This window comes from Streptomyces sp. M92 (genome assembly GCF_028473745.1).
In the GTDB taxonomy this organism is placed as follows: Bacteria; Actinomycetota; Actinomycetes; order Streptomycetales; family Streptomycetaceae; genus Streptomyces.
The window spans coordinates 7,205,992-7,232,443 of the sequence record NZ_CP101137.1 but is presented as its reverse complement, the minus strand read 5'-3'; the positions used below and the strand labels follow the sequence as shown (position 1 = coordinate 7,232,443).

Genomic DNA, 26,452 nt, shown 5'->3' with positions numbered 1-26,452 from the left:
CGTGATCGACGCCCTCGACATCGACCTGGCCCTGCCTGGTCGGGCTGCGCGAGCCGGAGGAGACCCTTGCCCATAGCCTGAACGACACGGGGACCCATGCGGAAATGGGACCGGGACGGCGTCGAGATGGATCTCGTCACGCACGATCTGCGCAAGTTCCTATGGCTGATGCTCCGGCGCAACGGTTACGTGCTGGAGCAGCTGCTGTCCCCGCTGGTCGTGCACACCACCGAGGCGCACCGCGAGCTGGCCGCCCTCGCGCCGGGTGTCCTCACCGGTCACCACGCCCACCACTACCGCGGCTTCCCCTCCCGCGACTCCGACGTGGGCCTGCGCGGCGTGCACCTGATGCGCGCGGCCGAGGCGCAGCCCCATCTGCCCACACTCCTCGGAGAGGTCGACGCGGCACCTGACCACCTTCCCGAGCTGATCGCCGCCAAGGCCGAGCGTGAGCACGGGGAGGCGGGCGTCGACCACGCGCGCGTGCGTGCCGACGTGGAGCGGCTGCACGGTGTACTGGACGAGGCGCGGGCGGCGTCAGCGCTGCCCGACGCCCCCACCGCGTACGACGCCCTGCACGACCTCGTCGTACGGATACGGCTGGAACGCTGAGGCCCGGCGGACGCGGACGAGGAAGTCCTCGACGCGGCGACGGTCCGGTCCGGCGGGCAGCGGGCTGCGCGCGGCGGCCTCCTCGCCCTCCGCCACCAGGCGGTTCATCCGTGACTCCACCTCCGGCCAGGGCACCTCGCCGCGCTTCACGGCGAGCAGCGGCTCGCGGCGGTCGCCGACGTCGATGGTCAGGACACCTGTGCGCAGCAGGTCGCGGGCGGACGTCAGCAGCCGGAGCAAGTGCATCGCGTGCTTCCAGCGCGGGGCGCCGTGGGTGCGCACGTCGGCGTCCAGTTTGCGGCGCTGGCCGTGGGCGTAGCGGGTGAAGGTCTCGTGGACGCGGCGGGAGAGGAACGCCTCGCGCAGGGAGAGCAGTTCGCGGCCGGTGTCGTCCACGGACTCCACGAGGGGGGAGTGCAGGCACTCCAGGATGTTCGGGTTGGCACGCAGGGCAAGCTCGCAGAAGCGCTCCAGCTCCCAGCTGAACTGCTCCGGAGCCGGGCCCTCCACGTGCGTCGGCGGCTTCTCGAAGCGCCAGAACAAGGGCGTCGGGGCGAGGAAGACGCCCCGGCGGTCCGTGTCGCTGTCCTCGGTCGCCAGGCCGAAGGCGCGTGAACCCATGACACAGGCGTAGATCGTGTGGTCGCGCACCAGGGTCCCGGGTTCCATGCCCGGAGCGTACGCGGGCGGCTCACGCCAGGCGGACCGAATTTCCGTCCACGGCGATCCGCTCCGCGGGCAGCGGCCTGGTCGCCGGGCCCTGTTCCACCGAGCCGTCGGCGACGCTGAACCTGCTGCCGTGGCAGGCGCAGTCGATGGTGCCGTCCCGCACGTCCGACACCAGGCAGTTCTGGTGGGTGCAGACCGCCGAGAACGCCTTGAACGTGCCTTGTTGCGGCTGGGTCACGACGATCTTCCGGTCGGCGAGGATCTTGCCGCCGCCGACCGGGACGTCACTCGTGCGCACCAGCTCCTGTCCCGGCGAGGCGGCCGAGGAGTCGCCGTCGCCCCCGCCGCCGCAGCCGACGGACAGCGCCGCCGCGCCCGTGCAGAGGAGGACCGTACGGCGGGTCGGAATGTGGGTCATGTCGCAGCTCCGGGGGAGGGGAGGTTCCGGCCGGGGCCAGCGTCTCAGGAGACGGGCGCCCCGGGCCGGTACGCGGCGGGCTGACTAGGCTGGACGGACCAACAACCGATACGCACGTCAGCAAGGAGCATCGCCGTGGCGGTACGAGCGGTCCGGGGCGCCGTCCAACTGGAGCGGGACGAGGCCGGGCACATGGACGAGCAGGTCGCGGCCCTGCTGACGGCGGTCCTGGAACGCAACGGGCTGACCGGTGACGACCTGATCAGCATCTGGTTCACCGCCACCCCCGACCTGCGCAGCGACTTCCCGGCGGCCGCCGCCCGCAAGCTCGGCATCACCGACGTCCCGCTGATCTGCGCACAGGAGCTGGACATCGAGGGCGCCATGCCGCGCGTCGTCCGCGTCCTCGCCCACATCGAGTCCGACCGGCCCCGCGCCGAGATCTCCCACGTCTACCTCGGCGCCGCCGCGGCCCTGCGCAAGGACATCGCCCAGTGAGAACCGCACTCGTCATCGGCACCGGCCTCATCGGCACCTCCGCCGCCCTCGCGCTGACCCAGCGCGGCGTCACCGTCCACCTCGTCGACCACGACCCCGAGCAGGCCCGTACGGCCGCCGCGCTGGGCGCCGGCACCGACGAGGCGCCGGACGGGCCCGTCGACCTCGCGATCGTCGCCGCCCCGCCCGCCCTGGTCGCCGACGTGCTCGCCGACGCCATGGGGCGCGGTGCCGCCCGCGGCTACATCGACGTCGCCAGCGTCAAGGGCGGCCCCCGGCGCGAGCTGGAGGCGCGGGGCCTGGACCTCTGCGCCTACATCGGCACGCACCCCATGTCCGGCCGCGAGAAGTCCGGGCCGCTGGCCGCAACCAGCGACCTCTTCGAAGGCCGCCCGTGGGTGCTGACCCCGACCCGGGACACCGACACCGAGGTGCTGAACCTCGCGCTGGAGCTGGTCTCGCACTGCCGCGCGGTGCCGGTGGTGATGGACGCGGACGCCCACGACCGTGCCGTGGCCCTCGTCTCCCACATGCCCCACCTGGTCTCCAGCATGGTCGCCGCCCGCCTGGAGCACGCCGAGGAGGCCGCCGTACGGCTGTGCGGGCAGGGCATCCGCGACGTGACGCGGATCGCGGCCTCCGACCCGCGGATGTGGATCGACATCCTCTCCGCCAACCCCGGCCCGGTCGCCGACCTGCTCGGGGACGTCGCCGCCGACCTCGACGAGACCGTGCGGGCCCTGCGCGCCCTGCAGTCCGCCGACGACGTCGAGCGCCGCGAGGGCGGCGCCGGCATCGAGGCGGTGCTGCGGCGCGGCAACGCGGGGCAGGTGCGCGTGCCCGGCAAGCACGGCAGCGCGCCCCGCGTCTACGAGACCGTGGCCGTCCTCATCGACGACCAGCCCGGCCAGCTGGCCCGCATCTTCGCCGACGCGGGACGGGTGGGGGTCAACATCGAGGACGTGCGGATCGAGCACGCGACCGGGCAGCAGGCCGGTCTGGTGCAGCTCATGGTCGAGCCGAGGGCCGCCGCCGTGCTGACGGCGGCACTCAAGGAGCGGGGCTGGGCGATCCGGCAGTGACCGCGGGCTCCGGACGGCTGCAAGAGGGGTCCTGCGCGCCCGGTAACCTAGGGAGTGTCTGATGATTCCCGCCTGCCCGGCGACGCCTGGCACGCACGCTCGTCGCGTTGCCGAAACGCCCGCGTGGCTCCTCCCCCACTGCCTGAACGGCGTGGGAGGGACCCCCACCGAGGGCGCTCCGGCGCCTTGCGATCGCACGCACCGGACGCCGCCGGGCCCGCCCTCCGGGCGGACGACGGGAATCATCAGACACGCCCTGTGCGGGACGCCTTCGCGTCCCGCACACCACCCACCGCACCGCACCAGGAAGGTGTCCCCCCGTGGAAAACGGCGCCGCCCCGACCGCCCCGGCCGTGATTGTCGCCATCGACGGCCCCTCCGGCACGGGCAAGTCGAGCACGTCGAAGGCCGTCGCCGCCCAGCTCGGCCTGAGCTACCTGGACACCGGCGCCCAGTACCGGGCGATCACCTGGTGGATGGTGACCAACGGCATCGACACCGACGACCCGCACGCGATCGCCGCAGCGGCCGGCAAGCCCGAGATCGTCTCCGGCACCGACCCGGCCGCCCCGACCATCACCGTCGACGGCACGGACGTGGCCGGCCCGATCCGCACCCAGGAGGTCACCTCCAAGGTCAGCGCGGTCAGTGCCGTACCCGAGGTGCGGACCCGGATCACCGAGCTGCAGCGCACCATCGCCGCCGCCGCTCCGCTCGGCATCGTCGTCGAGGGCCGGGACATCGGTACGACCGTGCTGCCGGACGCCGACCTGAAGATCTTCCTCACCGCCTCCGCCGAGGCCCGCGCCGCCCGGCGCAGCGGCGAGCTCAAGGGCGCCGACGTCAACGTCACCCGCGAGGCCCTGATCAAGCGGGACGCGGCCGACTCCAGCCGCAAGACCTCCCCGCTGGCCAAGGCCGCCGACGCGGTCGAGGTGGACACCACCGAGCTCACCCTCCAGCAGGTCATCGAGTGCGTCGTCACCCTCGTCGAGGAGAAGCGGGCGGGGAAGTGACCGAGGTTCCGTCGGCGCGGGGCGCCGAGGTCGGCCGGCGCATCGGCGTCGGCCTGATGTACGGGCTGTGGAAGCCCCGCGTGCTCGGTGCCTGGCGGGTGCCCGCCACCGGCCCGGTGATCTACGCCGTCAACCACGCGCACAACATCGACGGCCCGATGGTCATGGGGGTGGCACCCCGGCCGACGCACTTCCTGATCAAGAAGGAGGCGTTCGTCGGCCCGCTCGGACGTTTCCTGACCGGCATCGGCCAGGTCGAGGTGGACCGCCACTCCACCGACCGTACGGCCATCGCCCGCGCGCTCGGCGTGCTGGACGACGGCGGCGTGCTGGGCATCTTCCCGGAGGGCACCCGGGGCGAGGGCGACTTCGCCTCGCTGCGTGCCGGGCTCGCCTACTTCGCGGTGCGCAGCGGCGCGCCGATCGTCCCGGTCGCGGTGCTGGGAAGCACGGACCGCCCCGGACGGTTGATAAAGGCGCTGCCTCCCCTGCGCTCCCGGGTCGACGTCGTCTTCGGTGACCCCTTCGACGCGGGGGACGGCAGCGGACGGCGCACCCGAAAGGTCCTGGACGAGGCCACCGAACGCATTCAGAAACAGCTCACCGCCCACCTGGAAAACGCCAGGCGCCTCACCGGGCGCTGAGTGACACTTGAGTAGTGGATCACCCGTGAACAGGGGTTTCCACCGATCACCACGATGAACGAGGTACGGACTTCATGAACGACCACATCCACCCCGAGGGCTCGGGCGAGGAGCACGACCACGGGGCGCTCGGTGACGCCGAGTACGCGCAGTTCATGGAGCTGGCCGCCGAAGAGGGCTTCGACATCGAGGAGGTCGAGGGCGCGATCGAGGAGGCCGGACACGGCCCGCTGCCCGTCCTCGCCGTCGTCGGCCGTCCCAATGTCGGCAAGTCGACCCTGGTGAACCGGATCATCGGCCGCCGCGAGGCCGTCGTCGAGGACAAGCCCGGCGTCACCCGCGACCGCGTCACCTACGAGGCCGAGTGGGCCGGCCGCCGCTTCAAGGTCGTCGACACCGGCGGCTGGGAGCAGGACGTCCTCGGCATCGACGCCTCCGTCGCCGCGCAGGCCGAGTACGCCATCGAGGCCGCCGACGCGGTCGTCTTCGTCGTGGACGCCAAGGTCGGCGCCACCGACACCGACGAGGCCGTCGTACGGCTGCTGCGCAAGGCCGGCAAGCCCGTCGTGCTGTGCGCCAACAAGGTCGACGGCCCCAGCGGCGAGGCCGACGCGGCCTACCTGTGGTCGCTGGGCCTCGGCGAGCCGCACCCGGTCTCCGCGCTGCACGGCCGCGGCACCGGCGACATGCTGGACCAGGTGCTGGAGGCGCTGCCCGAGGCCCCGGCGCAGACCTTCGGCGCCGGTGTCGGCGGCCCGCGCCGCATCGCCCTGATCGGCCGCCCCAACGTCGGCAAGTCCTCGCTGCTCAACAAGGTGGCCGGCGAGGAGCGCGTCGTCGTCAACGAGCTGGCCGGCACCACCCGCGACCCGGTCGACGAGCTGATCGAACTGGGCGGCGTCACCTGGAAGTTCGTCGACACGGCGGGCATCCGCAAGCGCGTCCACCTCCAGCAGGGCGCCGACTACTACGCCTCGCTGCGCACCGCCGCAGCCGTCGAGAAGGCGGAGGTCGCCGTCGTCCTCATCGACGCCTCCGAGTCGATCTCGGTGCAGGACCAGCGGATCGTCACCATGGCCGTCGAGGCGGGACGCGCGATCGTCGTCGCCTACAACAAGTGGGACACCCTCGACGAGGAGCGCCGCTACTACCTGGAGCGGGAGATCGAGACCGAGCTCGGCCAGGTGGCCTGGGCCCCGCGGGTCAACGTCTCCGCGCAGACCGGCCGGCACATGGAGAAGCTGGTCCCGGCGATCGAGACGGCCCTGGCCGGCTGGGAGACCCGGGTCCCGACGGGCCGGCTCAACGCCTTCCTCGGCGAACTGGTCGCCGCCCACCCGCACCCCGTGCGGGGCGGCAAGCAGCCGCGCATCCTCTTCGGCACCCAGGCGGGCACCAAGCCGCCGCGGTTCGTGCTCTTCGCCTCCGGCTTCATCGAGGCGGGCTACCGGCGCTTCATCGAGCGCCGGCTGCGCGAGGAGTTCGGCTTCGAGGGGACGCCGATCCACATCTCCGTGCGGGTGCGCGAGAAGCGCGGCGCCAAGAAGAAGTAGCCGCGTCGTCACCGACGAGGACGACAGCGACGAGAGAGGGCGCCCCCGGCCGGGGGCGCCCTCTCTCGTCGCTGCGGCGACGGCCGTCAGGCACCCGCGCGCGGGGCCGGCGGCAGCGCGGCCGGGACGTGGTGCGTGCCGACCCGCTGCCACACCGACTGCTGGCCGACGCGGGCGCTCTGCGCCCCCGCGCTGTAGGCGCTGTAGGAGCTCCTGCCGCGCGGGATGCTTCTGAAGGACGTGAACCCCAGTTCCTCCTCGCCGCTGCGGTCACCCGGGAGCGAGCGGAAGGACCTGACGTACTCGGCGTACAGCGCGTCGTAGATCGGCGTGGCCGAGGGGCCGCCCTGGCGGTGGAAGGCGTCGTATGCGTACACGTATGTCCAAACGACACCGGGCTGGAAGGGATGCGGCCGGACGGTGACCGCCTGGCGCCACCCTCGCGGACGGGGGTCAGGTCCCCGCCAGCGGCAGGGCCGCCGCGACCAGCTGGCCGTTCGCCGCCGCCTTGTCCAGCGCGTCCCGCAGCAGGTCCTCGCGCGGCTGCCGTCCGATCGCACCGACGGGCGCCGCGAACATCAGCACCTGCTGGTGCTTGTTGGCCGCCGTGCGCCAGCCCTCGGTGACCTGGAGGGGCTGGTGCGCCTGCCACCAGGCCACCGGCCGGCCGCCGTTCGTGTCCGGCTGGAGCACCGCGTGCAGCTGGCCCATCGCGAGCAGCACCGACCAGCCGTGCAGCACGGTCGGCGTGGTGGACAGCTCGGTGACCGGCAGGAAGCCCTGCTCGATGAGGAGCGGCAGGAAGTCGTCGCCGGCGCCGGCCGTGCCGGGGCGGGCGATGGGGGCGGTCGGTTCCACCACGAGGGCCGGGTGCAGCTCCCCGGCGATCAGGATCAGCCCGCTGGTCACGCCGAGCACCGCCTGCTCGGGGGCGACCTTGTCGGGGGCCGCCTGCTCGGGCCGGTGACCGCCCTGCTCCGGCTGGGGGCGTGCCTGGTCGGCGTTGATGGACCGTACGGCCCCCTGGAGCTGCTCCTCGGTGACCTTGACGACCTGCGAGGGCAGGCAGCCGGCGTGGGCGAAGGCGAGGACGGCCGTCTCCTCGCCGATGAAGAGAACGGTGCTGGTGCGCTCCTGTTCGCAGTCGCCCGGGGTGCGGCAGGACGTGCAGTCGTAGCTGCCCGGGGCCGACTCCCCGGCGAGCAGGCGGTCGGCTTCTTCGTCGCCGATCTCGGCGCGTACGTCGTCGCTGACGTCGAGCATGCGCGGCACGGGTGGCTCCCTCGGGATGCGGTGCGTGGCCGGTCCGGGTGGCTCCCGGGCCGTGGTCCGGGCGGTCCCCGGCTCATGCAGAAGACAACGGGCGACCTGTGGCGGGAGTCACGCCCCGTGGCCAACGGAATCGGAGCGAGTGACACGCGTGTCCGTCCGCCGGCCCGAGACGCCGGGCAGCGCCCAAGTCGCCTGGCCCGTATCGGTGTTGGGGCGGCCGCAAGGGGCCCGGTTGCCGTGTTCGACAGTCGACAAATCGGGAAATCAGCGAATGAACCGGGTGACTGAAAAGCGCGTCGGTCGTGACCACATCGCAATCGGACACGGACAACCAGAAGGCGGGGTTCCGGGTCTAACCGGACGACGGGACGCCAGGGAGGAAGCTCACCGCATGACGCCGCAGACCCCACCGGCCGCCCCGCTGCGCGCCGACTGCGTCGGCGACTCCGCGGGCGGTCTGACCTTCGACGTCGCCGCGCACGGGGACGTCGGGACGCCTCTTCTGATCCTGCGCCGCCGCGACGCCGAGGCCGAGGACACGGTGAGCCTTCCGCTCGCCCCGGCCGCCGAGGGCCGGCTGCGCGCCGCGCTGCCCAGCAGCGTCGCCCTGCCCGAGGGCCGCTGGGACGCCTACGCGCGGGTCTTCGGCCACGAGGAGCCGCGTCGCCTGGTGCCCGGCGTCACCGACCTGCGCTCCCTGGCCGACCGCACCCCCAGCGGACTGCTCGGCCACGTCGCCGTCCGCATCCCGTACGCCACCCGGCAGGGCAACCTCACCGTCCGCAGCTGGCTGCGCGCCCCGCACGCCGAGTCCGGGGAACTGCGCCTCGCGGACGACGGGCTGACCGTGCGCGGGCGGCTCTACGGCACTCAGCTCGCCCACGGAGCCCACGCCGAGGCACGGGCCCGGCCCGGCACCGGTAAGGGCGGCGTACGCCGGCTGGAGCTCACGGCCGACCGGACGGAGTTCGGCTTCACCGTCCCCTACGGCGCGCTCGTACCGGGCGAGTGGGACCTGTGGCTGCGGCCCGCCGGCGCCCTCGGCCCCGCCGTCCGGGTCGCGCGGCTGCTGGACGACGTCGCCGACAAGCACCCCGTCCTCACCTATCCACGCACGCGCGTGCGGACGCGGTGCGGTCCCGCGGAAGCGGGGCCGTACTACACCCGGGACAACGACCTCTCGGTGTCCGTCACCGCGCTGGGGTCCTGAACCTGTGAGCGGGCGATGTGTCCGCTGTACGGATGCCTGATATCCGCAAGCCAGTTCGGCGAGGCTGAACGCGGTTTACGCAGAGTCCTCCGGGGGGTCTCGCGTACCTTTTCCGACCCTCCATTCGAAGGGGCGACGCGTGCGCGACAATTCATCTGGCATGCCCACGGAAATCACAGAAATCCGCCCGTCCGTGTGACTGAGTCCAACCAAAACGCGGCCCGTGATCCTGTGACAGAAATGTGACCGGACGGCATCCGTGAGTCCGGTTACCGGCCTGGGCTTCCCCGCTCGGGGAGCAGGGCATAGCGTGACGGCATGGCACCGATTCCGACACCCCCGGCCGAACCCCAGGACAGCCCGGACACCTACGTGGGCCTCGAATCAGGGGCGGCCGAACGGCTCGCCCGGGAGCGCGGCTGGTCGACGGTGCGGTCACTGGCGCCGGGAACGGTCATCACCATGGAGTACCGCGTGGGACGTCTCAACTTCGAGGTGAAGGACGGCCGCGTCGCCCGCGCCTGGAAGGGCTGAACCCGGTCAGCTCCCCGACAGGGGCCGCGCGGCCGGGGCGGTGCTGCGCGGGTGGCGGTCGGCGTGCGGTGGCCGGCGGCTGCCGGCCGGCGTCACCGGCGTACGGTCCGAGCGGGCGGTGTGCGGGCCCGGGGCCAGGTGCACGGGCGTCCGGGGCCGGTGGACGGCGACCGGCTCGCGCACCGGGACCTCCTCCGCCGCGGAGGCGGCCGGCGTGGGGGTCACGGGCACACTGACCGGCTTCTTCGCCGGTACCGGGCGGCGGAGGCGGGCGTACCAGCGGTCGCGCAGGCCGAGGATCCAGGCCTCGGCACGGGTGATCAGCGGCTCGAACCACGGCAGCGCCAGCAGGATCAGCAGCCCCGCCGCCCAGCCGAGGAGCACGTCGCTGAGCCAGTGCGTGCCGAGGTAGACGGTGGACATGCCCACCCCGAGGGAGACGACCGCCGACAGGGCCGACAGCCATCGCCGTGCCCTCGGCGTCGAGGCCAGGTAGGCCAGGATGCCCCAGGTCACGACGGCGTTCGCGGTGTGACCGCTCGGAAATATATCGCCGCCGAGCCACATCTCGTTCGAGCCGATCGTGGTCGCGTAGTGCGGCCCGAGCCGGCCCATGCCGATCTTCGCGGCACCGACCGTGACGTTCAGCAGGAGCAGGGACACCCCGAGCGCCAGCAGGGGACGCAGGGTGTGCTGCCGCCAGGAGCGCCAGCCGAGCCAGGCCGTCACCATCACCGCGGTGGGGCCGCGCTGGCCCAGGACCACGTAGTAGTCGACGAACGCGTGGATCTCCGGCCACTGCTGGTAGGGCCGGAAGAACATGACCTGCCAGTCGAGCCGGACCAGCCACGAGGTGATGAGCACCGCCCACACGATCGCGAGGTAGAACGCGAGGGTTCCGGCGAACAGCGCAATCCGGTGCCGGCTCATCTCGGGCGCGGCAAGGAGGACCGGCCGTTCCTGCTCCCGGTCCAGTCTCGCGAACACCCGGTCCAGACGGGTGTGGCTCCGTTCGATACGCACCCAATCGACGTTACAGCGAGTGAGGAGTGATCCCCGCCGAATCAACGGCTTTGTGATGACGATGTGATGTGGGATTCCTCTCAGGCGGCGGTTTATTTCCGAGGAATCCGTAATGCGGCCCGACTCCGGACTTCAATTCCTTTGATCGGCCCGACCGACGGTTTTATCGTGCTTATGAATTCGTTCACCGAATGCTGGTGCGGAATTGTCCTGCTGGTCACCGCACGTTTCAGCAGGTCAGGGCGGTCCGGAGCCGTTCAGCCAGAATGCCCCGTACACCGCGGACGCCACCGCCGCACCGCCCACGACCAGCGCCGACCTGGAGGTTCGCAGCCGGGCCAGGGCCAGGGCGGGCGGCAGCAGCAGCGGGAAGGCGGGCAGCAGCAGCCGCGGCTTCGAGCCGAAGTAGCTCGACGCGCACAGGGCGAGGGCGACGACGATCCCCGCGTACACCAGCAGCGGGAGCGGCTGGCGCTGCCGTACGCAGACGACGTACAGCCAGATCAGGAGCGCGACCCCGGCCACCAGGGCGACGCCCGCCAGGGCCGCCGGGAACGAGGCGAACCGGCCGGCGACGAAGCGGGCGAAGGCCACGCCTCCGTCGAAGCCGTTGCGCCAGCCGGCCTGGACGTCGAGATAGCCGAGGGGGCCCTGGCCGGTGCGGTGGCCGACCCACAGCACGTAACCGGCGGCGCCCAGGGGCGCGAGGATCATGCCGAGCACGCGCCGCGCGCCGTCGCCCAGGGCGCGTCCCGTACCGCGTGCGCCGCCCGGGACGCCGTCGCTCCGGCTCCGTGCGAACGCCACGACCGCGGCCGCCCACACCGCCGCCGCCACCGCGAGCCCCACCGGCCGGGTCAGCCCGGCCAGCGAGGCCAGCAGCCCCGCCGTCACCCAGCGCCCGGTCAGCACCGCGTACAGCGACCAGGCGGCCAGCGCCGTGAACAGCGACTCGCTGTACGCCATCGACTGCACGACCCCGACCGGCAGCACGGCCCACAGCAGCGCCGCGCACACCCCGGCCCGGGGGCCGTACACGTGCTCCGCGACCGCGAATATCCCCCAGGCCGCCGCCAGCGAGGCGAGCAGGCTCACCACGAAGCCGGCGTCCGCGTACGACAGCGGCGAGACCGCCGCGCCGAGCCGCTCCAGCCAGGGCAGGAGCGGGAAGAACGCCAGGTTGGAGTGCACGTCGCCGTTGGGCAGGCGTACCTCGTACCCGTAGCCGAGCTCGGCGACCCTGGTGTACCAGAGGGAGTCCCAGCGGGCGGTCAGCAGCGTGTACGCGCTCTTGTCGCGCGCGGCGCTCCACAGGGCCAGGACGAGCAGGCCCAGGGCGCGTACGGCCGCGTAGCCGAGGAGCGCCGGGGCGGCCCGGCGCAGGGCACCCGGGCGGCCCGTCGTGCGCGTTTCAAGATCGATCACGGGCTCGATTATCCGCCGGGCGGAGGTGCGGCCGGACGACCGGGGCGGACGGGGCCGTGGACGCAGTGGCGCATGCCACACGGGTCGCGCGGGATGTGTGAGGCCCACCACGTGTGCGGCGCTCGCTCTCGCGTACCCTGACGAGTCACTCGCGTTCCGTCGCGCGGCCCGGAGACCCCGCTCCTCTCCGGGCGAGCCGCCGGGGAGTCCCCACCCCGCAGCCCGCCGGACGCGAGGGAACATCTTGGAGGTACGTACATGTCCGGGACGACCACGGCTGCCGCCGAGCTGCGCCGTCGGGCGGCCGGGGCCGGTGCCAACCGCTGGGTGGTCCTGGTCGTCCTCTGCGTCAGCCTGCTGCTCGTCGCCGTCGACGCCACCGTGCTCCACGTGGCGGTCCCCGCCGTCACCGAGGACCTCAGGCCCGGCGCGATCGAACTGCTCTGGATCGTCGACGTCTACCCGCTCGTCTGCGCCGCGCTGCTGATCCTCTTCGGCACGCTGGGCGACCGGGTGGGCCGCAGACGGGTCCTGCTCCTCGGCTACGCGCTCTTCGGCGTCGCCTCCGCGCTCGCCGCCCTCGCGGACAACGCCCAGGTCCTCATCCTGGCCCGTGCGCTGCTCGGCGTCGGCGGCGCGATGATCATGCCGGCGACGCTGTCGATCCTGCGGCAGGTCTTCCCCGACCGGCGGGAGCGGGCGCTGGCCATCGGCGTCTGGAGCGCCGTGGCCGCGGTCGGCGCGGCGGTCGGACCGCTGCTCGGCGGCTTCCTGCTGGAGCACTTCTGGTGGGGCTCGGTCTTCCTCGTCAACATCCCGCTGATGCTGGTCAGCCTTCCGGTGGGGCGGCTGCTGCTGCCCGAGTCGATGGGCGACGGCGCCGGCCCCTGGGACGTGGTCGGCGCGCTGATGGCGGCGGCCGGGCTCTTCGGGCTGGTCCTGGGCGTGAAACGGCTGGGCGGCGGCGAGCCGGTGGCCAGCGCGTTCACCGTGCTGCCGCTGGTGGCGGGCGTGGGCCTGCTGGCCGCGTTCGTACGGCGGCAGCGGCGGCGTGCGCATCCGCTGGTGGACCTCGCGATGTTCCGGCGGCCGGCGTTCAGCACGTCGGTGGGGTGCATCGTGCTGGCGATGCTGGCGCTGGTGGGTCTGGAACTGATCGCGGCGCAGTACCTGCAACTGGTGCTCGGGCTGTCCCCGCTCCAGACGGGGCTGCGGCTGCTGCCGCTGACCTTCGCGGCGATGGCGGCGGGGCTGGCGGGCGCGCGGATGCTGCGGCGGTTCGGGCCCCGGCGGATGGTGTGCGCGGGGTTCTGCCTGACGGCCTTCGCGGTGCTGCTGCTGACCGCGATGGGCCGGGCCGACAACTGCGCGCTGCTGGTCTTGGGGTTCGTGCTGCTGGGTTTCGGGCTGGAGACCACTCTCTTCGGGGCGTACGAGTCGATGCTGAGCGAGTCGCCGCCGGAGCAGGCCGGCGGGGCGGCGGCGATCGGCGAGACGTCGTACCAGCTGGGCGCCGGGATCGGGATCGCGCTGCTGGGCAGCGTGATGAACGCGGCGTACGCGCCCGGGCTGACCGGGGGTGTGCCCGGGGTGCCGGCGTCGGCGTCGGTGTCCGCGGGGCATTCGCTGGGGGAGGCGTACGAGGTTGCCGCGCAGCTCGGCGGGCCTGCGGGGGTTGCGCTGCGGCGGGCCGCGGGGGACGCGTTCGTGCACGGGCTGCATGTGACGTTGGTGGTGAGTGCGGGGTTGTTGTTGCTGGGGGCGGTGATGGCGTTGCGGTTGCCGCGGGTGATGCAGTGCGAGGCGGTTGCCGTGCCGGCGCCGCGGGACGCGGTGGAGTCACGCGTGTCGGTGTGACCGCGGGGGGTCTCCCACCCACGCACCACCCGTTCACCGCCGACCGGGAGGTGGACGTCGCTCGTGGGCGGCCGGGCGCCGTCGGTGGCTGCGGGTGGTGTGCCGTTGTTTTGGGTGCGGTCGGTTGTTCGTCGCCGGCGGGTGGTGGGCGTTGCCCGTGGGCGGTGGGGCGCCGTCGGTGGCTGCGGGTGGTGTGCCGTTGTTCTGGGTGCGGTCGGTGTGTTCATCGCCGGCGGGTGGTGGGCGATGACCGTGGGCGGTGGGGCGCCGTCGGTGGCTGCGGGTGGTGTGCCGTTGTTCTGGGTGCGGTCGGTGTGTTCATCGCCGGCGGGTGGTGGGCGATGACCGTGGGTGGTCGGGCGTTGCCAGCGGCTGTGGCGCCGGGCCGGGTGCGGTCGGTGTGTTCATCGCCGGCCGGGAGGTGGCGTCGCCCCTGGGCGGTCGGCCATCGGCTCGGGCCGAGGCATCCTCGGCCCGCCACTCACCGCACGCCGCCGGCGGTGGATCATCCCCACTGGCGACGTCCACCTCGCTCCTGACGGTGAACGGGTGGTGCGTGGGCGGGAGACGGGCATGGTGGACGTGCGGCACCGCGCATCGTAACGTCGGCACCAGAACCTGCGACTAGCACCGCTAGTTTTCACAGCCAGCCCCGGAGGGTGTTCCATGGCCGCGTCCCCCAAGTTGCCCGCCTTCGACCCCGCCGACCCCCTCGGCGTCGACGACCTCCTGGAGCCGGAGGACCTGGCCGTCCGGGACACCGTGCGGGACTGGGCCGCCGACCGCGTGCTGCCGCACATCGCGGACTGGTACGAGAAGGGCGAGCTGCCCGGGATCAGGGAGCTCGCCCGCGAACTCGGCTCCATCGGCGCGCTCGGCATGTCGCTCGACGGCTACGGCTGCGCCGGCGCGAGTGCCGTGCAGTACGGACTGGCCTGCCTGGAACTGGAGGCGGCCGACTCCGGCATCCGCTCCCTCGTCTCCGTGCAGGGCTCCCTCGCCATGTACGCCGTCCACCGCTTCGGCAGCGAGGAGCAGAAGCAGACGTGGCTGCCGCGCATGGCCGCCGGCGAGGTCATCGGCTGCTTCGGGCTCACCGAGCCCGACCACGGCTCCGACCCCGCCAACATGCGCACCCGCGCCAAGCGCGACGCCGGCGGGGACTGGGTGCTCAACGGGCGCAAGATGTGGATCACCAACGGGTCGGTCGCCGGGGTCGCCGTCGTCTGGGCGCAGACGGACGAAGGGGTCCGCGGCTTCGTCGTGCCCACCGACCGCCCCGGTTTCTCCGCCCCCGAGATCAAGCACAAGTGGTCGCTGAGGGCCAGCGTCACCAGCGAGCTGGTCCTGGACGACGTACGGCTGCCCGCCGACGCCGTACTGCCGGAGGTCACCGGACTGCGCGGACCGCTCAGCTGCCTCACCCACGCCCGCTACGGCATCGTGTGGGGGTCCATGGGCGCGGCCCGCAGCTCCTTCGAGGCGGCCGTCGAGTACGCGAAGTCGCGGGAGCAGTTCGGGCGGCCCATCGGCGGCTTCCAGCTCACCCAGGCCAAGCTCGCCGACATGGCGGTCGAACTGCACAAGGGGATTCTGCTCGCCCACCACCTGGGGCGGCGCATGGACGCCGGCCGCCTGCGTCCCGAGCAGGTCAGCTTCGGCAAGCTCAACAACGTGCGCGAGGCCATCGACATCTGCCGGACGGCGCGGACGATCCTCGGCGCCAACGGGATCTCCCTGGAGTACCCGGTGATGCGGCACGCGACGAACCTGGAGTCGGTGCTCACCTACGAGGGCACCGTCGAGATGCACCAGCTGGTGCTGGGCAAGGCGCTCACCGGACTCGACGCCTTCCGCTGAGAGTCCGGCCGGGAGGGCGGGGCCGTGGTGTGCGGCCCCGCCTCAGCTCTGGTTGAAGAAACCGTCGGAACGGTGCGCGGCGGGCTCGCCGCTGATGACCTGCGTGTCGGCCGGGCTCAGCAGGAACACCCGGGTGGAGACCCGCTCGATCGAACCGCGCAGGCCGAAGATCAGCCCGGCCGCGAAGTCGACCACGCGCTTGGCGTCGGTCCCCTCCATGGCCGTCAGGTTCATGATGACCGGGACCCCGTCCCGGAACAGCTCGCCGATCGACCGCGCGTCCCGGAAGCTGTCCGGGGTGACGGTCGCGATGCGGCGGCCCCTCTCCTCGGCCACGTCCGAGGCCACCTTGACGCGCGGGTCGGTGACCCAGGCGTCGCCGGGCTCGTTGCCCTCGGAGTAGTCGTCGTCGTAGTAGCGCTCGTCATCGTTGTCGTCGACGAGGCCGAGCCACGCACTCGCCTTGCGTACCGATCCCATGGACGCCTCCTCTCACAGCGGTCTTTCGTGCTTCCGCATCCCTATGGTCATCCATGATGCGGACGTCGCGCCAAGTGGATAGACGCCGCGCGGGGGGTTTGTGACGGTACTGGTGCACAGCGATTCCGTCGAGAGTCCTTGTGTCCCAAGGGTCGTTTCCCAAACGGATGCTGACTGTGAGTGAAATATGATTCTTCTCGGCGGACGGGTGAGAGGGGGTGCGTACGGGTGAACGCGGCAGTCGGTACGATGCCGCAGCTCAGCGTCGTACGCACCACGGGGGAATGTCGTGTTCGGAATCGTCAGGCCGTGCAGGCACCGGCTCGGAGAGCGCCTCACGAGTCAGTGGATGGCGCATTTGTGCGGGTTGTGTCTCGCTCTGCGCAAGGACCACGGACAGTTCGCGCGGATAGTGACGAACTATGACGGGCTGCTCATATCGGTTTTGACGGAGGCTCAGGCCGGACGGGGCGGCGCGGGCACCGGGCGGCGTACGGCGGGCCCCTGCCCGTTGCGCGGGATGCGGACCGCTTCCGTCGCGCACGGCGAGGGCGCCCGGCTCGCGGCGGCCGTCTCGCTGGTGCTGGCCTCCGCCAAGGTCCGCGACCACGTCGCCGACCGGGACGGCCTGCTGGCGCGGCGGCCGGTGGCCCTCGCCGCCCGCCGGATCGCCACCGGCTGGGACGCGGCCGGAGCACGCGGCGGCAGCGCCGTCGGGTTCGACACCGCCGTACTGGTCGACGCCGTGGACCGGCAGGGCGGCATCGAGGCGCTCGCCGGGCCCGGCACACCGCTGCTCACCGTCACCGAGCCGACCGAGACCGCGACCGCCGCCGCCTTCGCGCACACCGCGCACCTCGCCGGACGCCCGTACAACGCCGAACCGCTCGCCGAGGCCGGGCGCCTCTTCGGCCGGCTAGCCCACCTCCTGGACGCCGTGGAGGACGAGGAGGCCGACGCCGCGTCGGGTGCCTGGAACCCGCTCACCGCCACCGGCACCCCGCTCACCGAGGCCCGGCGGCTCGCGGACGACGCCGTGCACGGCGTGCGGCTCGCGCTGCGCGAGGCCGAGTTCACCGACGGGCGGCTGGTGCACCGGCTGCTCGTGCACGAGCTGGGCAACTCCGTCGACCGCGCCTTCGGCACCGCCTCCTGCGCGCACGGCGGTCACCCGTACGCCCCTCCCGGGACTCCGGGCGCCCCCCAGGGCCCCGGTGCGCCGCCGCCACCGGAGCCGCCGCGCGGCAACCGGCGCGGGCTGCTCGCCGGGTGCGCGGTGTGGGCGGGGCTGGCCTGTACGTGCCAGCTGTGCTGCGGCACGTACCACGACCCCTGGAGCGGGGAGCGCAAGGAAGGCACGTGCGCCAACTGCGACTGCGGCGGGTGCGGCGACTGCTGCAGTTGCTGCGAGTGCTGCGGCAACTGCTGCGGAGACGACGGGTGCGGCTGCGACGGCTGCGACTGCGGGTGCAGTTGCTGAGGCGGCCGGGAGACCGAGGTTCGTTCAAAGATTGACGGCCGAAAGTGCACTCTTGCGCCGACCGGTCGTTCGGCCGAATACTCCAACCTCAGCGCTTGTCAGGAGCACGACGCGTTCGGAACCCGGACGTCCGTCCCTGACTGCGCCTCACGGGCCCCAACCCCACAAGAGGGCCCCCGACTTCCTTTGTGGAGGAACGAAAAGTGAGGATCAAGCGCACCACCCCCCGCAGCGGCATCACGAGACGGACTCGGCTGATCGCCGTATCCACCGGCATCGTGGCCGCAGCCGCGATCGCGATCCCCAGCGCGAACGCGTCCGAGGCTCCCGTCGCCTTCAGTGCCGCCGAGCTGAGCAGCGCCAGCGCCGCGGTGCTCGAGGCCGACGTCCCGGGCACCGCCTGGGCCGTCGACAGCAAGACCGGCCAGGTGCTGCTCACGATCGACAGCACGGTCTCCCAGGCCGAGCTCGCGAAGATCAAGAAGGAGGCCGGCGACAAGGCCGGCGCCCTCAAGGTCGAGCGCACCCCCGGCACGTTCAACAAGCTCATCCAGGGCGGCGACGCCATCTACGCGAGCAGCTGGCGCTGTTCCCTCGGCTTCAACGTCCGCAGCAGCAGCGGCGCCGAGTACTTCCTGACCGCCGGTCACTGCACCGACGGTGCCGGCACCTGGTACGCCAACTCCGGGCGCTCCACGGTCCTCGGCTCGACGGCCGGGTCCAGCTTCCCGGGCAACGACTACGGCATCGTCCGGTACACCAACAGCTCCGTCAGCAAGCCCGGTACCGCGAACGGCGTGGACATCACCCGCGCGGCCACCCCGAGCGTGGGTACCACCGTCATCCGCGACGGTTCCACCACCGGCACCCACAGCGGCCGGGTCACCGCCCTGAACGCCACCGTCAACTACGGCGGCGGCGACATCGTCCGCGGGCTGATCCAGACCACGGTCTGCGCCGAGCCCGGCGACTCCGGCGGCCCGCTCTACGGCAGCAACGGCACCGCGTACGGTCTGACGTCCGGCGGCAGCGGCAACTGCCGCACCGGCGGAACGACGTTCTTCCAGCCGGTCACGGAGGCCCTGAACGCCTACGGCGTCAGCGTCTACTAGGCCGTCGGTCCAGACCGTCGGTCCGTCCGCAGAAACGCAGCCAGCAGCACGACGAGTCCCCGCACACCGGCCGGTGTGCGGGGACTCGGCCTGTACGCAAGAGGTGAATTCCGGCCAGGCGTCCGCCGGTTCGGCCGGCCTCCGGTTATTGGCTCGTAGCGTTTGCTGGAGCGTTCGCCGCGCGAATCCTGCTGGGAAGGACATGAATGGTGAAGGACGTGTGTGCGCGCTGAACTTGTCGTGCGCACGTCCTGAAGTCGACCTTGTGTGCCCCCTGCGGGGTTGGAAGAGTTGGCGCTCGTCAACCAGCCTTCCGGCCCGTGAGGTCCCCACAACCTCCCGGGCCGACCCCCCACAGGAGGACGTGAGTTGAAGCACCGACGCATACCCAGGCGGCGGGCCGCCGTGGTTGGTGCGGGTATCACCGCACTGGTCGCCGCGGGAGTCACCTTCCAGAGTGCGAACGCCAGCGAGGCCCCGAAGGCTTCCGCGCCCGAGACCCTGTCGGTCACGGCGGCCGGAAAGCTCGCCTCCACGCTGCTCGGCGACCTCGGCACCGACGCGGCGGGCACGTACTACGACGCGCAGGCCAGGAGTCTCGTCGTCAACGTGCTCGACGAGGGCGCCGCGCAGACCGTCGAGGAGGCCGGCGCCGAGGCGAGAATCGTCGAGAACTCGCTCGCCGAACTGAAGAGCGCGCGCACCACCCTTGCCGAGGACGCCGCCATCCCGGGCACCTCCTGGGCGACCGACCCGACCACCAACAAGGTCGTCGTCACCGCCGACCGCACGGTCTCGAAGGCCGAGTGGGCCAAGCTGGCCAAGGTGGTCGAGGGGCTGGGCGCCAAGGCGGAGCTCAAGCGGACGAAGGGCGAGTACAAGCCCTTCGTCGCGGGCGGCGACGCCATCACCGGCAACGGCGGGCGCTGCTCCCTCGGCTTCAACGTGACCAAGGGCGGGGAGCCGTACTTCCTCACCGCGGGTCACTGCACCGAGTCCATCACCACCTGGTCGGACTCCTCCGGGAACGTCATCGGCGAGAACGCGGCCTCCAGCTTCCCGGACGACGACTACGGCCTGGTCAAGTACACCGCCGAGGTGGACCACCCGAGCGAGGTGAACCTCTACGACGGCTCCTCCCAGGTCATCTCCGGCGCCGCCGAGGCCACCGTCGGCATGGAGGTGACCCGCAGCGGCTCCACCACCCAGGTGCACTCCGGCACGGTCACCGGCCTGGACGCCACCGTGAACTACGGCAACGGCGACATCGTCAACGGCCTGATCCAGACCGACGTCTGCGCCGAGCCCGGCGACAGCGGCGGCTCGCTCTTCTCGGGCGACCAGGCCATCGGCCTCACCTCCGGCGGCAGCGGCGACTGCGCCTCGGGCGGCGAGACCTTCTTCCAGCCGGTGACGGAGGCCCTGTCGGCCACCGGCACGCAGATCGGCTGAGCACCACCCGCACCTGAGAAGTACCTCCGAGGTACCGCCGAAGTCCCGTCCCGCGCGCGAGGGGCGGGACTTCCGCGTGCGTACGTGCGGTCAGCCGGCCTGCGTGGGCAGCTCCGGCTCCTGTCGCCGGACGCGCAGCACGGCGGCCAGCAGCGTGATCAGCGTCCCCGCGACCGCCCACGCCCACAGCACCAGCAGGGGGACGGTCTCGGCGTTGCCCTTGAAGTAGGCGATCGAGCGGGCCGTCCAGGTGCCCGCGCCCGGCGGCAGCCAGGGGCCGATCTCCTTCCAGAACGGCGGCAGCATCGGCAGCGGGAAGGCGCCGCCCGCGCTCGGGTTGCCCGCGATCACCACCAGCAGGATCGCCAGCCCGATGCCGACGATCCCGAAGACGCCCTGGAGGGCGAGGGTGGCGGCGCCCACCGCGAAGGTGATCAGCGCGCCGAGCCCCCACAGGTCCACCACGCTGCCGGGCAGCGCGCCCAGGATCGGCCCCACGATCACCGCGCCGCCCAGCCCGCCGACGATCGCGACCAGCGCCATCACGATCAGCCGGATCGCCGCGCGGAGCGGGTTGGCCGGCCGGGCCCCGGTGCTGATCGCCAGGATCGAGGCGCACAGGTAGCCGCCGACGCACCAGCCCACGACCAGGTAGAAGGACGACAGTCCGTCGAAGTCCCGGGGCGAGGCCGGGGCCACGTCGACGGTCCGCACCGTGCGGCCCTGTGCCCGCTCCACCTCGGAGACCAGTCCCTCCAGGGCGGAGGCGAGGACGGTGCCCCCGCCGGAGGCGACCAGCAGGGTGTCCCTGGTGCCGTCCGGGTTCACGATCAGGGCGCCGTCGATCTCCCGCTCCGTGATCTGCCGCCGGGCGCTCTCCTCGCCGGCCACCGTGCGCGGGTCCAGCGGCGATCCGGGCAGTCGTTCCAGCCTGTCCACCGTCCGCTCGGCCACCGTCGGCGGCGCGACCACCCCGAAGGGCACGTCCTTCGGCTTCGGGTCGTGCAGCGCCCCCACGTAGGAGGCGATGAACAGCAGCTGGAGCGCGAGCACGCCGAGCACGAGCAGGGTGGCCCGCGGGGTGACGGCGTCCTTCACCTCGCCCAGGAAGGAGCCTTTGCGGCGGTCGGTGACCGGGGTGTGCGACATGTCCCCACGGTCCGGGCGGACGGACGTTTGCGCAGGTGGGGCGGGGCCGAACGGATGTCGCACACGTATTCGAAATTTGGTCTATGGTGGGGGTGAGGTAGTTGGGAACAGATGTTCGACATGTTCGGCAGGGCATCGGTTCATGAGTTCGGGAGGTGCGTGTGCCGGGTTTCACGCATCTGCACACCGTCTCCGGATTCTCCGCCCGCTACGGCGCCTCCCACCCGGAGCGGCTGGCCGAGCGCGCCTTCGAACGGGGCATGGACGCCCTCGCCCTCACCGATCGCGACACCCTCGCGGGCACCGTCCGCTTCGCCAAGGCCTGCGCGAAGGCGGGCGTCCGTCCGCTGTTCGGCGCGGAGCTGGCGGTGGCCGCCCCCGAGTCCGGGACCGCCGACCGCACGGAGACCTCCGTACGCCGGGACCGGCGCCGCGCCCCCGTGCGCGGAGGTGCCTTCGTCGACGAGTCGGCCCCGCGGGTGACCTTCCTCGCCCGCGACGGCGCCCGCGGCTGGGCCGGCCTGTGCCGCCTGGTCTCCGCCGCCCACACGGCCGAGGACATCCCCCTGCTCTCCTGGCCCGACAACCACGCCGACGGACTGACCGTGCTGCTCGGTCCCGACTCCGACGTCGGCCGCGCCCTCGCCGCCGGCCGCCCCGACCGCGCGGCGAGGCTCCTCGCCCCCTGGCGGGAGGTGTACGGCGACGCCCTGCGTCTGGAGGCCGTCTGGCACGGCCGCGAAGGGACCGGCCCCGGCTCCCTGCGCCTGGCCGCCCGCACCGTCGGCTTCGCCGCCGAACAGGGCGTCCGCCCGGTGCTCTCCAACGCCGTCCGCTACGCCGACCCCGGCCAGGGCCAGGTCGCCGACGTCCTGGACGCCGCCCGCCGCCTGGTCCCCATCGACGCCACCGGGGAACTGGACTCCGGCGAGGCCTGGCTCAAGGACGCCGGCGCCATGCGGCACGCCGCCGAGCGGATCGTCGAGGCGGCCGGCTTCCGGCGCGAGGCCGCCCACCGCCTGCTGGAGCAGACGCAGGCCACGGCCGCCGAGTGCCTGGTCGACCCCGAGGACGACCTCGGCATGGGCGCCGTCCACTTCCCCGAACCGCACCTCGTGGGCGCCGGCCGCCGCACCGCCCAGCGGGCGCTCGCCTCCCGGGCGGCGGCGGGCATGGTGCTGCGCGGCTACGACCGGCGGCGCGATCACCGGACCTACTGGGAGCGGATGCACCACGAGCTGGACATCATCGCCCACCACGGCTTCGCCTCGTACTTCCTCACCGTCGCCCAGGTCGTGGACGACGTGCGGGACATGGGCATCCGGGTCGCCGCGCGCGGCTCCGGCGCGGGCTCGCTCGTCAACCACCTCCTCGGCATCGCGCACGCCGACCCGGTCGAGCACGGGCTGCTGATGGAGCGCTTCCTGTCCAGGGAGCGGGTGGTGCTGCCCGACATCGACATCGACGTGGAGTCCGCCCGCCGCCTGGAGGTCTACCGCGCGATCATCGGCCGGTTCGGCACCGAGCGGGTCGCCACGGTCGCCATGCCGGAGACGTACCGGGTGCGCCACGCCATCCGCGACGTGGGCGCCGCGCTGTCCATGGACCCGGCCGAGATCGACCGCGTCGCCAAGTCCTTCCCGCACATCCGCGCCCGCGACGCCCGCGCGGCGCTGGAGGAACTGCCCGAGCTGAAGGAGCTGGCGGGGGAGCGGGAGCGCTACGGCAGGCTCTGGGAGCTGGTCGAGGGGCTGGACGCCCTCCCGCGCGGTGTCGCCATGCACCCCTGCGGTGTCCTCCTGTCCGACGCCTCCCTGCTCTCCCGTACGCCGGTCATGCCGACCAGCGGCGAGGGCTTCCCCATGGCGCAGTTCGACAAGGACGACGTGGAGGACCTCGGGCTGCTCAAGCTGGACGTGCTCGGCGTGCGGATGCAGTCGGCGATGGCGCACGCGGTCGCCGAGGTGAAGCGGGCGACCGGCACCGAGGTCGACCTGGACGCCGTACCCGAGGGCGATCCGGCGACGTACCGGATGATCCGGTCCGCCGAGACGCTGGGCTGCTTCCAGATCGAGTCGCCGGGCCAGCGGGACCTGGTCGGACGGCTCCAGCCGTCGACCTTCCACGACCTCGTGGTCGACATCTCGCTCTTCCGGCCGGGGCCGGTCGCCGCCGACATGGTGCGGCCGTTCATCGAGGCCCGGCACGGGCGGGCGCCGGTGCGCTACCCGCACGAGGATCTGGCGGAGCCGCTGGAGGGCACCTACGGGGTCGTCGTCTTCCACGAGCAGATCATCGACATCGTCGACATCATGACCGGCTGCGGACGCGGCGAGGCGGACCGGGTGCGGCGCGGGCTGTCCGACCCGGAGTCGCAGGGGCGGATCAAGGTGTGGTTCGCCCAGCACGCGGCGGCGAACGGCTACGACGCGGAAACGATCCAGCGGACCTGGGAGATCGTCGAGGCCTTCGGGTCGTACGGCTTCTGCAAGGCGCACGCGGTCGCGTTCGCCGTGCCGACGTACCAGTCGGCGTGGCTGAAGGCGCATCACCCGGCCGCTTTTTACGCCGGGTTGCTCACGCACGACCCCGGCATGTACCCGAAGCGGCTGCTGCTGGCGGACGCGCGGCGGCGCGGGGTGCCGATCCTGCCGTTGGACGTGAACAAGTCGGGGGTCGCACACAGGATCGAACTGGTGTCTGAATCCCGGTGTTCCGAGGGGACCGTCTGGGGTCTGCGTCTCGCCCTCTCCGACGTGCACGGCATCAGCGAGGCCGAGGCGGAGCGGATCGCCGAGGGGCAGCCCTACGCCTCCCTGCTCGACTTCTGGGAACGGGCCCGCCCCAGCAGGCCGCTGGCCGGACGGCTCGCCCAGGTCGGCGCGCTGGACGCGTTCGGCGCCAACCGCCGCGACCTGCAACTGCACCTGACCGAACTGCACCGCGGCGCCCGCGCCGGACGCGGCGACCAGCTCCCCCTGTCCGGCGGCCGGAAGACCGCCTCCGCCGGACTGCCCGACCTCACCTCCGCGGAGAAGCTCAGCGCCGAACTGGGTGTGCTCTCCATGGACGCCTCGCGCAACCTGATGGACGACCACCGCACCTTCCTGCGCGAGCTGGGCGTGGTGTCGGCCAAGCGGCTGCGCGAGGCCCGGCACGGGGAGACGGTGCTGGTCGCGGGCGCCAAGGCGGCCACCCAGACCCCGCCGGTCCGCTCCGGCCGCCGGGTCATCTTCTCCACTCTCGACGACGGCTCCGGCCTGGTCGACCTCGCCTTCTTCGACGACTCGCACGACGCCTGCGCGCACACCGTCTTCCACTCCTGGCTGCTGCTGGTGCGCGGGGTGGTGCAGCGGCGCGGCCCGCGCAGCCTCAGCGTGGTCGGCTCCGCCGCCTGGAACCTCGCCGACCTGCTGGAGATCCGCCGGGAGGAGGGCCTGGAGGGCGTCGCGGCCCGGCTGGCCGGAGCGGGCGGAAGCCAGGAGGGCGACGACCTCGGGGGCGGCCCGGCGCGCCGTCGTCTCGCCGGTTCGGACGGACGGCCCGCGCCGGCCGGCTCCGCGGCCCAGGACCCGATGGAGCGGCGGAGGATCCGCATGTCCACCGGGTACGAGATGCACCCCTGGGCCGATCTGCGCCCCGCGGGCGAAGGGCCCGCGGTCGGAAGGAAGTTGTGGCACCAGAGTCCGGGGAGTGCGGGATGACCATCCTCTGCGTACGTTTCCAGCTGCCGCCCATGTACGAGGCGGCCCTGCCCCAGCTGCTCGGGTTGCTGGAGGAGTTCACGCCGGTCGTCGAGGCGCTGCCCCCCGACGGCGCGCTGGCCGACCTGCGGGGCGCCGAGCGGTACTTCGGGCGGGACGCCGTGGAACTGGCCTCGGTGATCCGCGTCCGCGCCCTCGCGCTGTACGGCGTCGACTGCGTGACCGGCGCCGGTCCGGGCCCGATGCTGGCCCGGATGGCCCTGCGGGACGCCCGGCCGGGGCTGACCCGCGCGGTGGCCGAGGGCGAGGAGCGGGAGTTCCTCGCCGGGAAGCCGGTCGCCGCACTGCCCGGCGTCGGCACCGCGACCGCCCGCACCCTGTGCGAGTACGGCCTCGACACCCTCGGCCGGGTCGCCGCCGCACCCCTGTCCACGCTCCAGCGGCTGGTCGGCGCGAGGGCCGGCCGCGAGCTGCACGAGAAGGCGCAGGGCGTCGACCGCGGCCGGGTCGTCCCCAACGGCGTCTCCCGGTCGCTGGCCGCGGACCGCCCCTTCGACCGCGACGAACTCGACCCCGGCCGCCACCGCCGCGCCCTGCTGTCGGCCGCCGAGGAACTGGGCACCAGGCTGCGCGCCGTGGGCAAGGTCTGCCGCACCCTGACCCTCACCGTGCGCTACGCCGACAGGTCGGCCACCACCCGCAGCCGCACCCTGTCCGAACCGACCGCGCACTCGGCGGCCCTGACCCGGACCGCGTACGACATGTACGAGGCGCTCGGCCTCCAGCGGGCCCGGGTCCGCTCGATCGCCCTGCGCGCCGAGGGGCTGGCCCCCGCCGAACAGGCCTCCCACCAGCTCACCTTCGACCCCGTGGACGAGAAGGTCCGCCGGATCGAGGAGGTCGCGGACCGCGCGCGGGCCAAGTTCGGGCCGCGGGCGGTGATGCCGGGGTCGCTGGCGGCATGAGGCGGCCGGTGCGGGTCAGTTGGCCCACGGGGGAGTGAGCACCGTGCCGTCGGCCAGCTCCGCCGTCAGGCCGACGGAGGTGGTGACCCAGGAGGTCGCGGTCCGGTCGGTGGGGTTCTCGACGGCGAATTCGGTACCGGCGTTGACGATCACCGTGTCCCCCGCGGTGACGCGCTCGGTGCGGCCGTCGAGGGTGACCAGCAGCTCGCCGGTGAGCAGGTGGAAGACCTCCTCCCGGCTGACGGTGTGCGCGGGGGCCTTCGTCCCCGCCGGGATCTCACCCCGCCAGGCGCAGAGCTCCTCGCCGCCGGTGCGGGGAGCGGCGTACGAGACGAAACGGGTGCCGTGGATCTCGTGGGTGGCGCCTTCGGACGAGCGGACTACGGGCATGACTGTCCCCCAATACCTATGGTCAAGCAGCTTGACTAAGTTCCGGA

General features: G+C 72.7%; 23 protein-coding genes and 1 pseudogene. 15 read left to right on the top strand and 9 right to left on the bottom strand.

Annotated features, from left to right (window positions below; translation table 11 throughout):
• Positions 1-35 precede the first annotated feature (35 nt).
• A pseudogene (locus M6G08_RS33400) lies at positions 36-612 on the top strand (nucleotidyltransferase domain-containing protein); the annotation flags it as partial.
• Here M6G08_RS33400 and M6G08_RS33395 read toward each other — a convergent pair.
• A complete protein-coding gene (locus M6G08_RS33395) occupies positions 538-1,281 on the bottom strand; it encodes a nucleotidyltransferase domain-containing protein (protein WP_272590869.1) in 744 nt (247 codons plus the stop codon). The pseudogene M6G08_RS33400 and the gene M6G08_RS33395 overlap by 75 nt on opposite strands.
• A 22-nt stretch (positions 1,282-1,303) precedes the next feature.
• Positions 1,304-1,699, bottom strand: coding sequence for a Rieske (2Fe-2S) protein (locus M6G08_RS33390; protein ID WP_272590868.1), 396 nt, complete (start codon positions 1,697-1,699; stop codon positions 1,304-1,306).
• 135 nt (positions 1,700-1,834) lie between these two features.
• Between M6G08_RS33390 and aroH the strand changes: the two genes are divergently transcribed.
• The 5 genes from aroH to der all read left to right on the top strand — a co-directional run bounded on the left by aroH (position 1,835) and on the right by der (position 6,492).
• The gene (gene aroH, locus M6G08_RS33385) at positions 1,835-2,197 is read left to right on the top strand and encodes a chorismate mutase (protein WP_272590867.1); all 363 of its coding nucleotides are present in this window, start codon (positions 1,835-1,837) and stop codon (positions 2,195-2,197) included.
• Positions 2,194-3,279: a prephenate dehydrogenase gene (locus M6G08_RS33380; RefSeq protein ID WP_272590866.1), complete on the top strand. Its 1,086-nt coding sequence runs from the start codon at positions 2,194-2,196 to the stop codon at positions 3,277-3,279. The genes aroH and M6G08_RS33380 overlap by 4 nt, the downstream gene beginning before the upstream one ends.
• A 320-nt stretch (positions 3,280-3,599) precedes the next feature.
• Complete coding sequence (gene cmk / locus M6G08_RS33375; protein ID WP_272590865.1) at positions 3,600-4,295, top strand: (d)CMP kinase; 696 nt, start codon at positions 3,600-3,602, stop codon at positions 4,293-4,295.
• Positions 4,292-4,939 (top strand): lysophospholipid acyltransferase family protein, encoded by a 648-nt coding sequence (locus tag M6G08_RS33370; RefSeq protein WP_272590864.1) that lies wholly within the window; start codon positions 4,292-4,294, stop codon positions 4,937-4,939. The genes cmk and M6G08_RS33370 overlap by 4 nt, the downstream gene beginning before the upstream one ends.
• 74 nt (positions 4,940-5,013) lie before the next feature.
• Complete coding sequence (gene der, locus M6G08_RS33365) at positions 5,014-6,492, top strand: ribosome biogenesis GTPase Der (protein ID WP_073731039.1); 1,479 nt, start codon at positions 5,014-5,016, stop codon at positions 6,490-6,492.
• Positions 6,493-6,578: 86 nt separating this feature from the next.
• Here the strand turns inward: der and M6G08_RS33360 are convergent, their stop codons facing one another.
• Both M6G08_RS33360 and M6G08_RS33355 read right to left on the bottom strand, forming a co-directional pair.
• Complete coding sequence (locus tag M6G08_RS33360) at positions 6,579-6,869, bottom strand: hypothetical protein (protein WP_272590863.1); 291 nt, start codon at positions 6,867-6,869, stop codon at positions 6,579-6,581.
• Positions 6,870-6,945: 76 nt separating this feature from the next.
• Positions 6,946-7,764 (bottom strand): DUF8842 C-terminal domain-containing protein, encoded by an 819-nt coding sequence (locus tag M6G08_RS33355; RefSeq protein WP_272590862.1) that lies wholly within the window; start codon positions 7,762-7,764, stop codon positions 6,946-6,948.
• A 391-nt stretch (positions 7,765-8,155) separates the two neighbouring features.
• Here M6G08_RS33355 and M6G08_RS33350 point away from each other — a divergent pair, with 391 nt between their 5' ends.
• Positions 8,156-8,974, top strand: coding sequence for a hypothetical protein (locus tag M6G08_RS33350; protein WP_272590861.1), 819 nt, complete (start codon positions 8,156-8,158; stop codon positions 8,972-8,974).
• 318 nt (positions 8,975-9,292) lie between these two features.
• Positions 9,293-9,508, top strand: coding sequence for an I78 family peptidase inhibitor (locus tag M6G08_RS33345; protein WP_030402832.1), 216 nt, complete (start codon positions 9,293-9,295; stop codon positions 9,506-9,508).
• Between the two features lie 6 nt (positions 9,509-9,514).
• Here M6G08_RS33345 and M6G08_RS33340 read toward each other — a convergent pair whose 3' ends face one another.
• Positions 9,515-10,531 (bottom strand): phosphatase PAP2 family protein, encoded by a 1,017-nt coding sequence (locus tag M6G08_RS33340; RefSeq protein ID WP_272590860.1) that lies wholly within the window; start codon positions 10,529-10,531, stop codon positions 9,515-9,517.
• Between the two features lie 237 nt (positions 10,532-10,768).
• The gene (locus M6G08_RS33335) at positions 10,769-11,956 is read right to left on the bottom strand and encodes a glycosyltransferase family 39 protein (protein ID WP_272590859.1); all 1,188 of its coding nucleotides are present in this window, start codon (positions 11,954-11,956) and stop codon (positions 10,769-10,771) included.
• A 258-nt stretch (positions 11,957-12,214) separates the two neighbouring features.
• Here M6G08_RS33335 and M6G08_RS33330 point away from each other — a divergent pair, with 258 nt between their 5' ends.
• Both M6G08_RS33330 and M6G08_RS33325 read left to right on the top strand, forming a co-directional pair.
• Positions 12,215-13,813, top strand: a complete 1,599-nt coding sequence (locus M6G08_RS33330) for an MFS transporter (protein ID WP_272590858.1) — start codon at positions 12,215-12,217, stop codon at positions 13,811-13,813.
• Between the two features lie 666 nt (positions 13,814-14,479).
• On the top strand, positions 14,480-15,673 hold the full coding sequence (locus M6G08_RS33325) for an acyl-CoA dehydrogenase family protein (protein WP_272590857.1): 1,194 nt from the start codon (positions 14,480-14,482) through the stop codon (positions 15,671-15,673).
• 42 nt (positions 15,674-15,715) lie between these two features.
• On the opposite strand, the gene M6G08_RS33320 is transcribed toward M6G08_RS33325, so the two are convergent.
• Positions 15,716-16,153: a cell division protein SepF gene (locus tag M6G08_RS33320; protein ID WP_272590856.1), complete on the bottom strand. Its 438-nt coding sequence runs from the start codon at positions 16,151-16,153 to the stop codon at positions 15,716-15,718.
• Between the two features lie 289 nt (positions 16,154-16,442).
• Here M6G08_RS33320 and M6G08_RS33315 point away from each other — a divergent pair, with 289 nt between their 5' ends.
• The 3 genes from M6G08_RS33315 (at position 16,443) to M6G08_RS33305 (ending at position 20,197) form a co-directional block, all read left to right on the top strand.
• Positions 16,443-17,633, top strand: a complete 1,191-nt coding sequence (locus M6G08_RS33315; RefSeq protein ID WP_272590855.1) for a DUF5685 family protein — start codon at positions 16,443-16,445, stop codon at positions 17,631-17,633.
• Between the two features lie 203 nt (positions 17,634-17,836).
• On the top strand, positions 17,837-18,745 hold the full coding sequence (locus M6G08_RS33310) for a S1 family peptidase (protein WP_272590854.1): 909 nt from the start codon (positions 17,837-17,839) through the stop codon (positions 18,743-18,745).
• A gap of 369 nt (positions 18,746-19,114) precedes the next feature.
• Entirely contained in the window at positions 19,115-20,197 is a 1,083-nt protein-coding gene (locus tag M6G08_RS33305) for a S1 family peptidase (RefSeq protein WP_272590853.1), read from the top strand.
• Positions 20,198-20,287: 90 nt separating this feature from the next.
• On the opposite strand, the gene M6G08_RS33300 is transcribed toward M6G08_RS33305, so the two are convergent.
• Positions 20,288-21,346, bottom strand: coding sequence for a DUF3533 domain-containing protein (locus M6G08_RS33300; RefSeq protein ID WP_272590852.1), 1,059 nt, complete (start codon positions 21,344-21,346; stop codon positions 20,288-20,290).
• A gap of 161 nt (positions 21,347-21,507) precedes the next feature.
• Here M6G08_RS33300 and M6G08_RS33295 point away from each other — a divergent pair, with 161 nt between their 5' ends.
• Both M6G08_RS33295 and M6G08_RS33290 read left to right on the top strand, forming a co-directional pair.
• A complete protein-coding gene (locus tag M6G08_RS33295; protein WP_272590851.1) occupies positions 21,508-25,050 on the top strand; it encodes a DNA polymerase III subunit alpha in 3,543 nt (1,180 codons plus the stop codon).
• The gene (locus M6G08_RS33290; protein WP_272590850.1) at positions 25,047-26,015 is read left to right on the top strand and encodes a DNA polymerase Y family protein; all 969 of its coding nucleotides are present in this window, start codon (positions 25,047-25,049) and stop codon (positions 26,013-26,015) included. Before M6G08_RS33295 ends, M6G08_RS33290 begins: the two co-directional genes overlap by 4 nt.
• A 15-nt stretch (positions 26,016-26,030) precedes the next feature.
• Here the strand turns inward: M6G08_RS33290 and M6G08_RS33285 are convergent, their stop codons facing one another.
• Positions 26,031-26,405, bottom strand: a complete 375-nt coding sequence (locus tag M6G08_RS33285) for a cupin domain-containing protein (RefSeq protein WP_272590849.1) — start codon at positions 26,403-26,405, stop codon at positions 26,031-26,033.
• Positions 26,406-26,452: the final 47 nt, after the last annotated feature.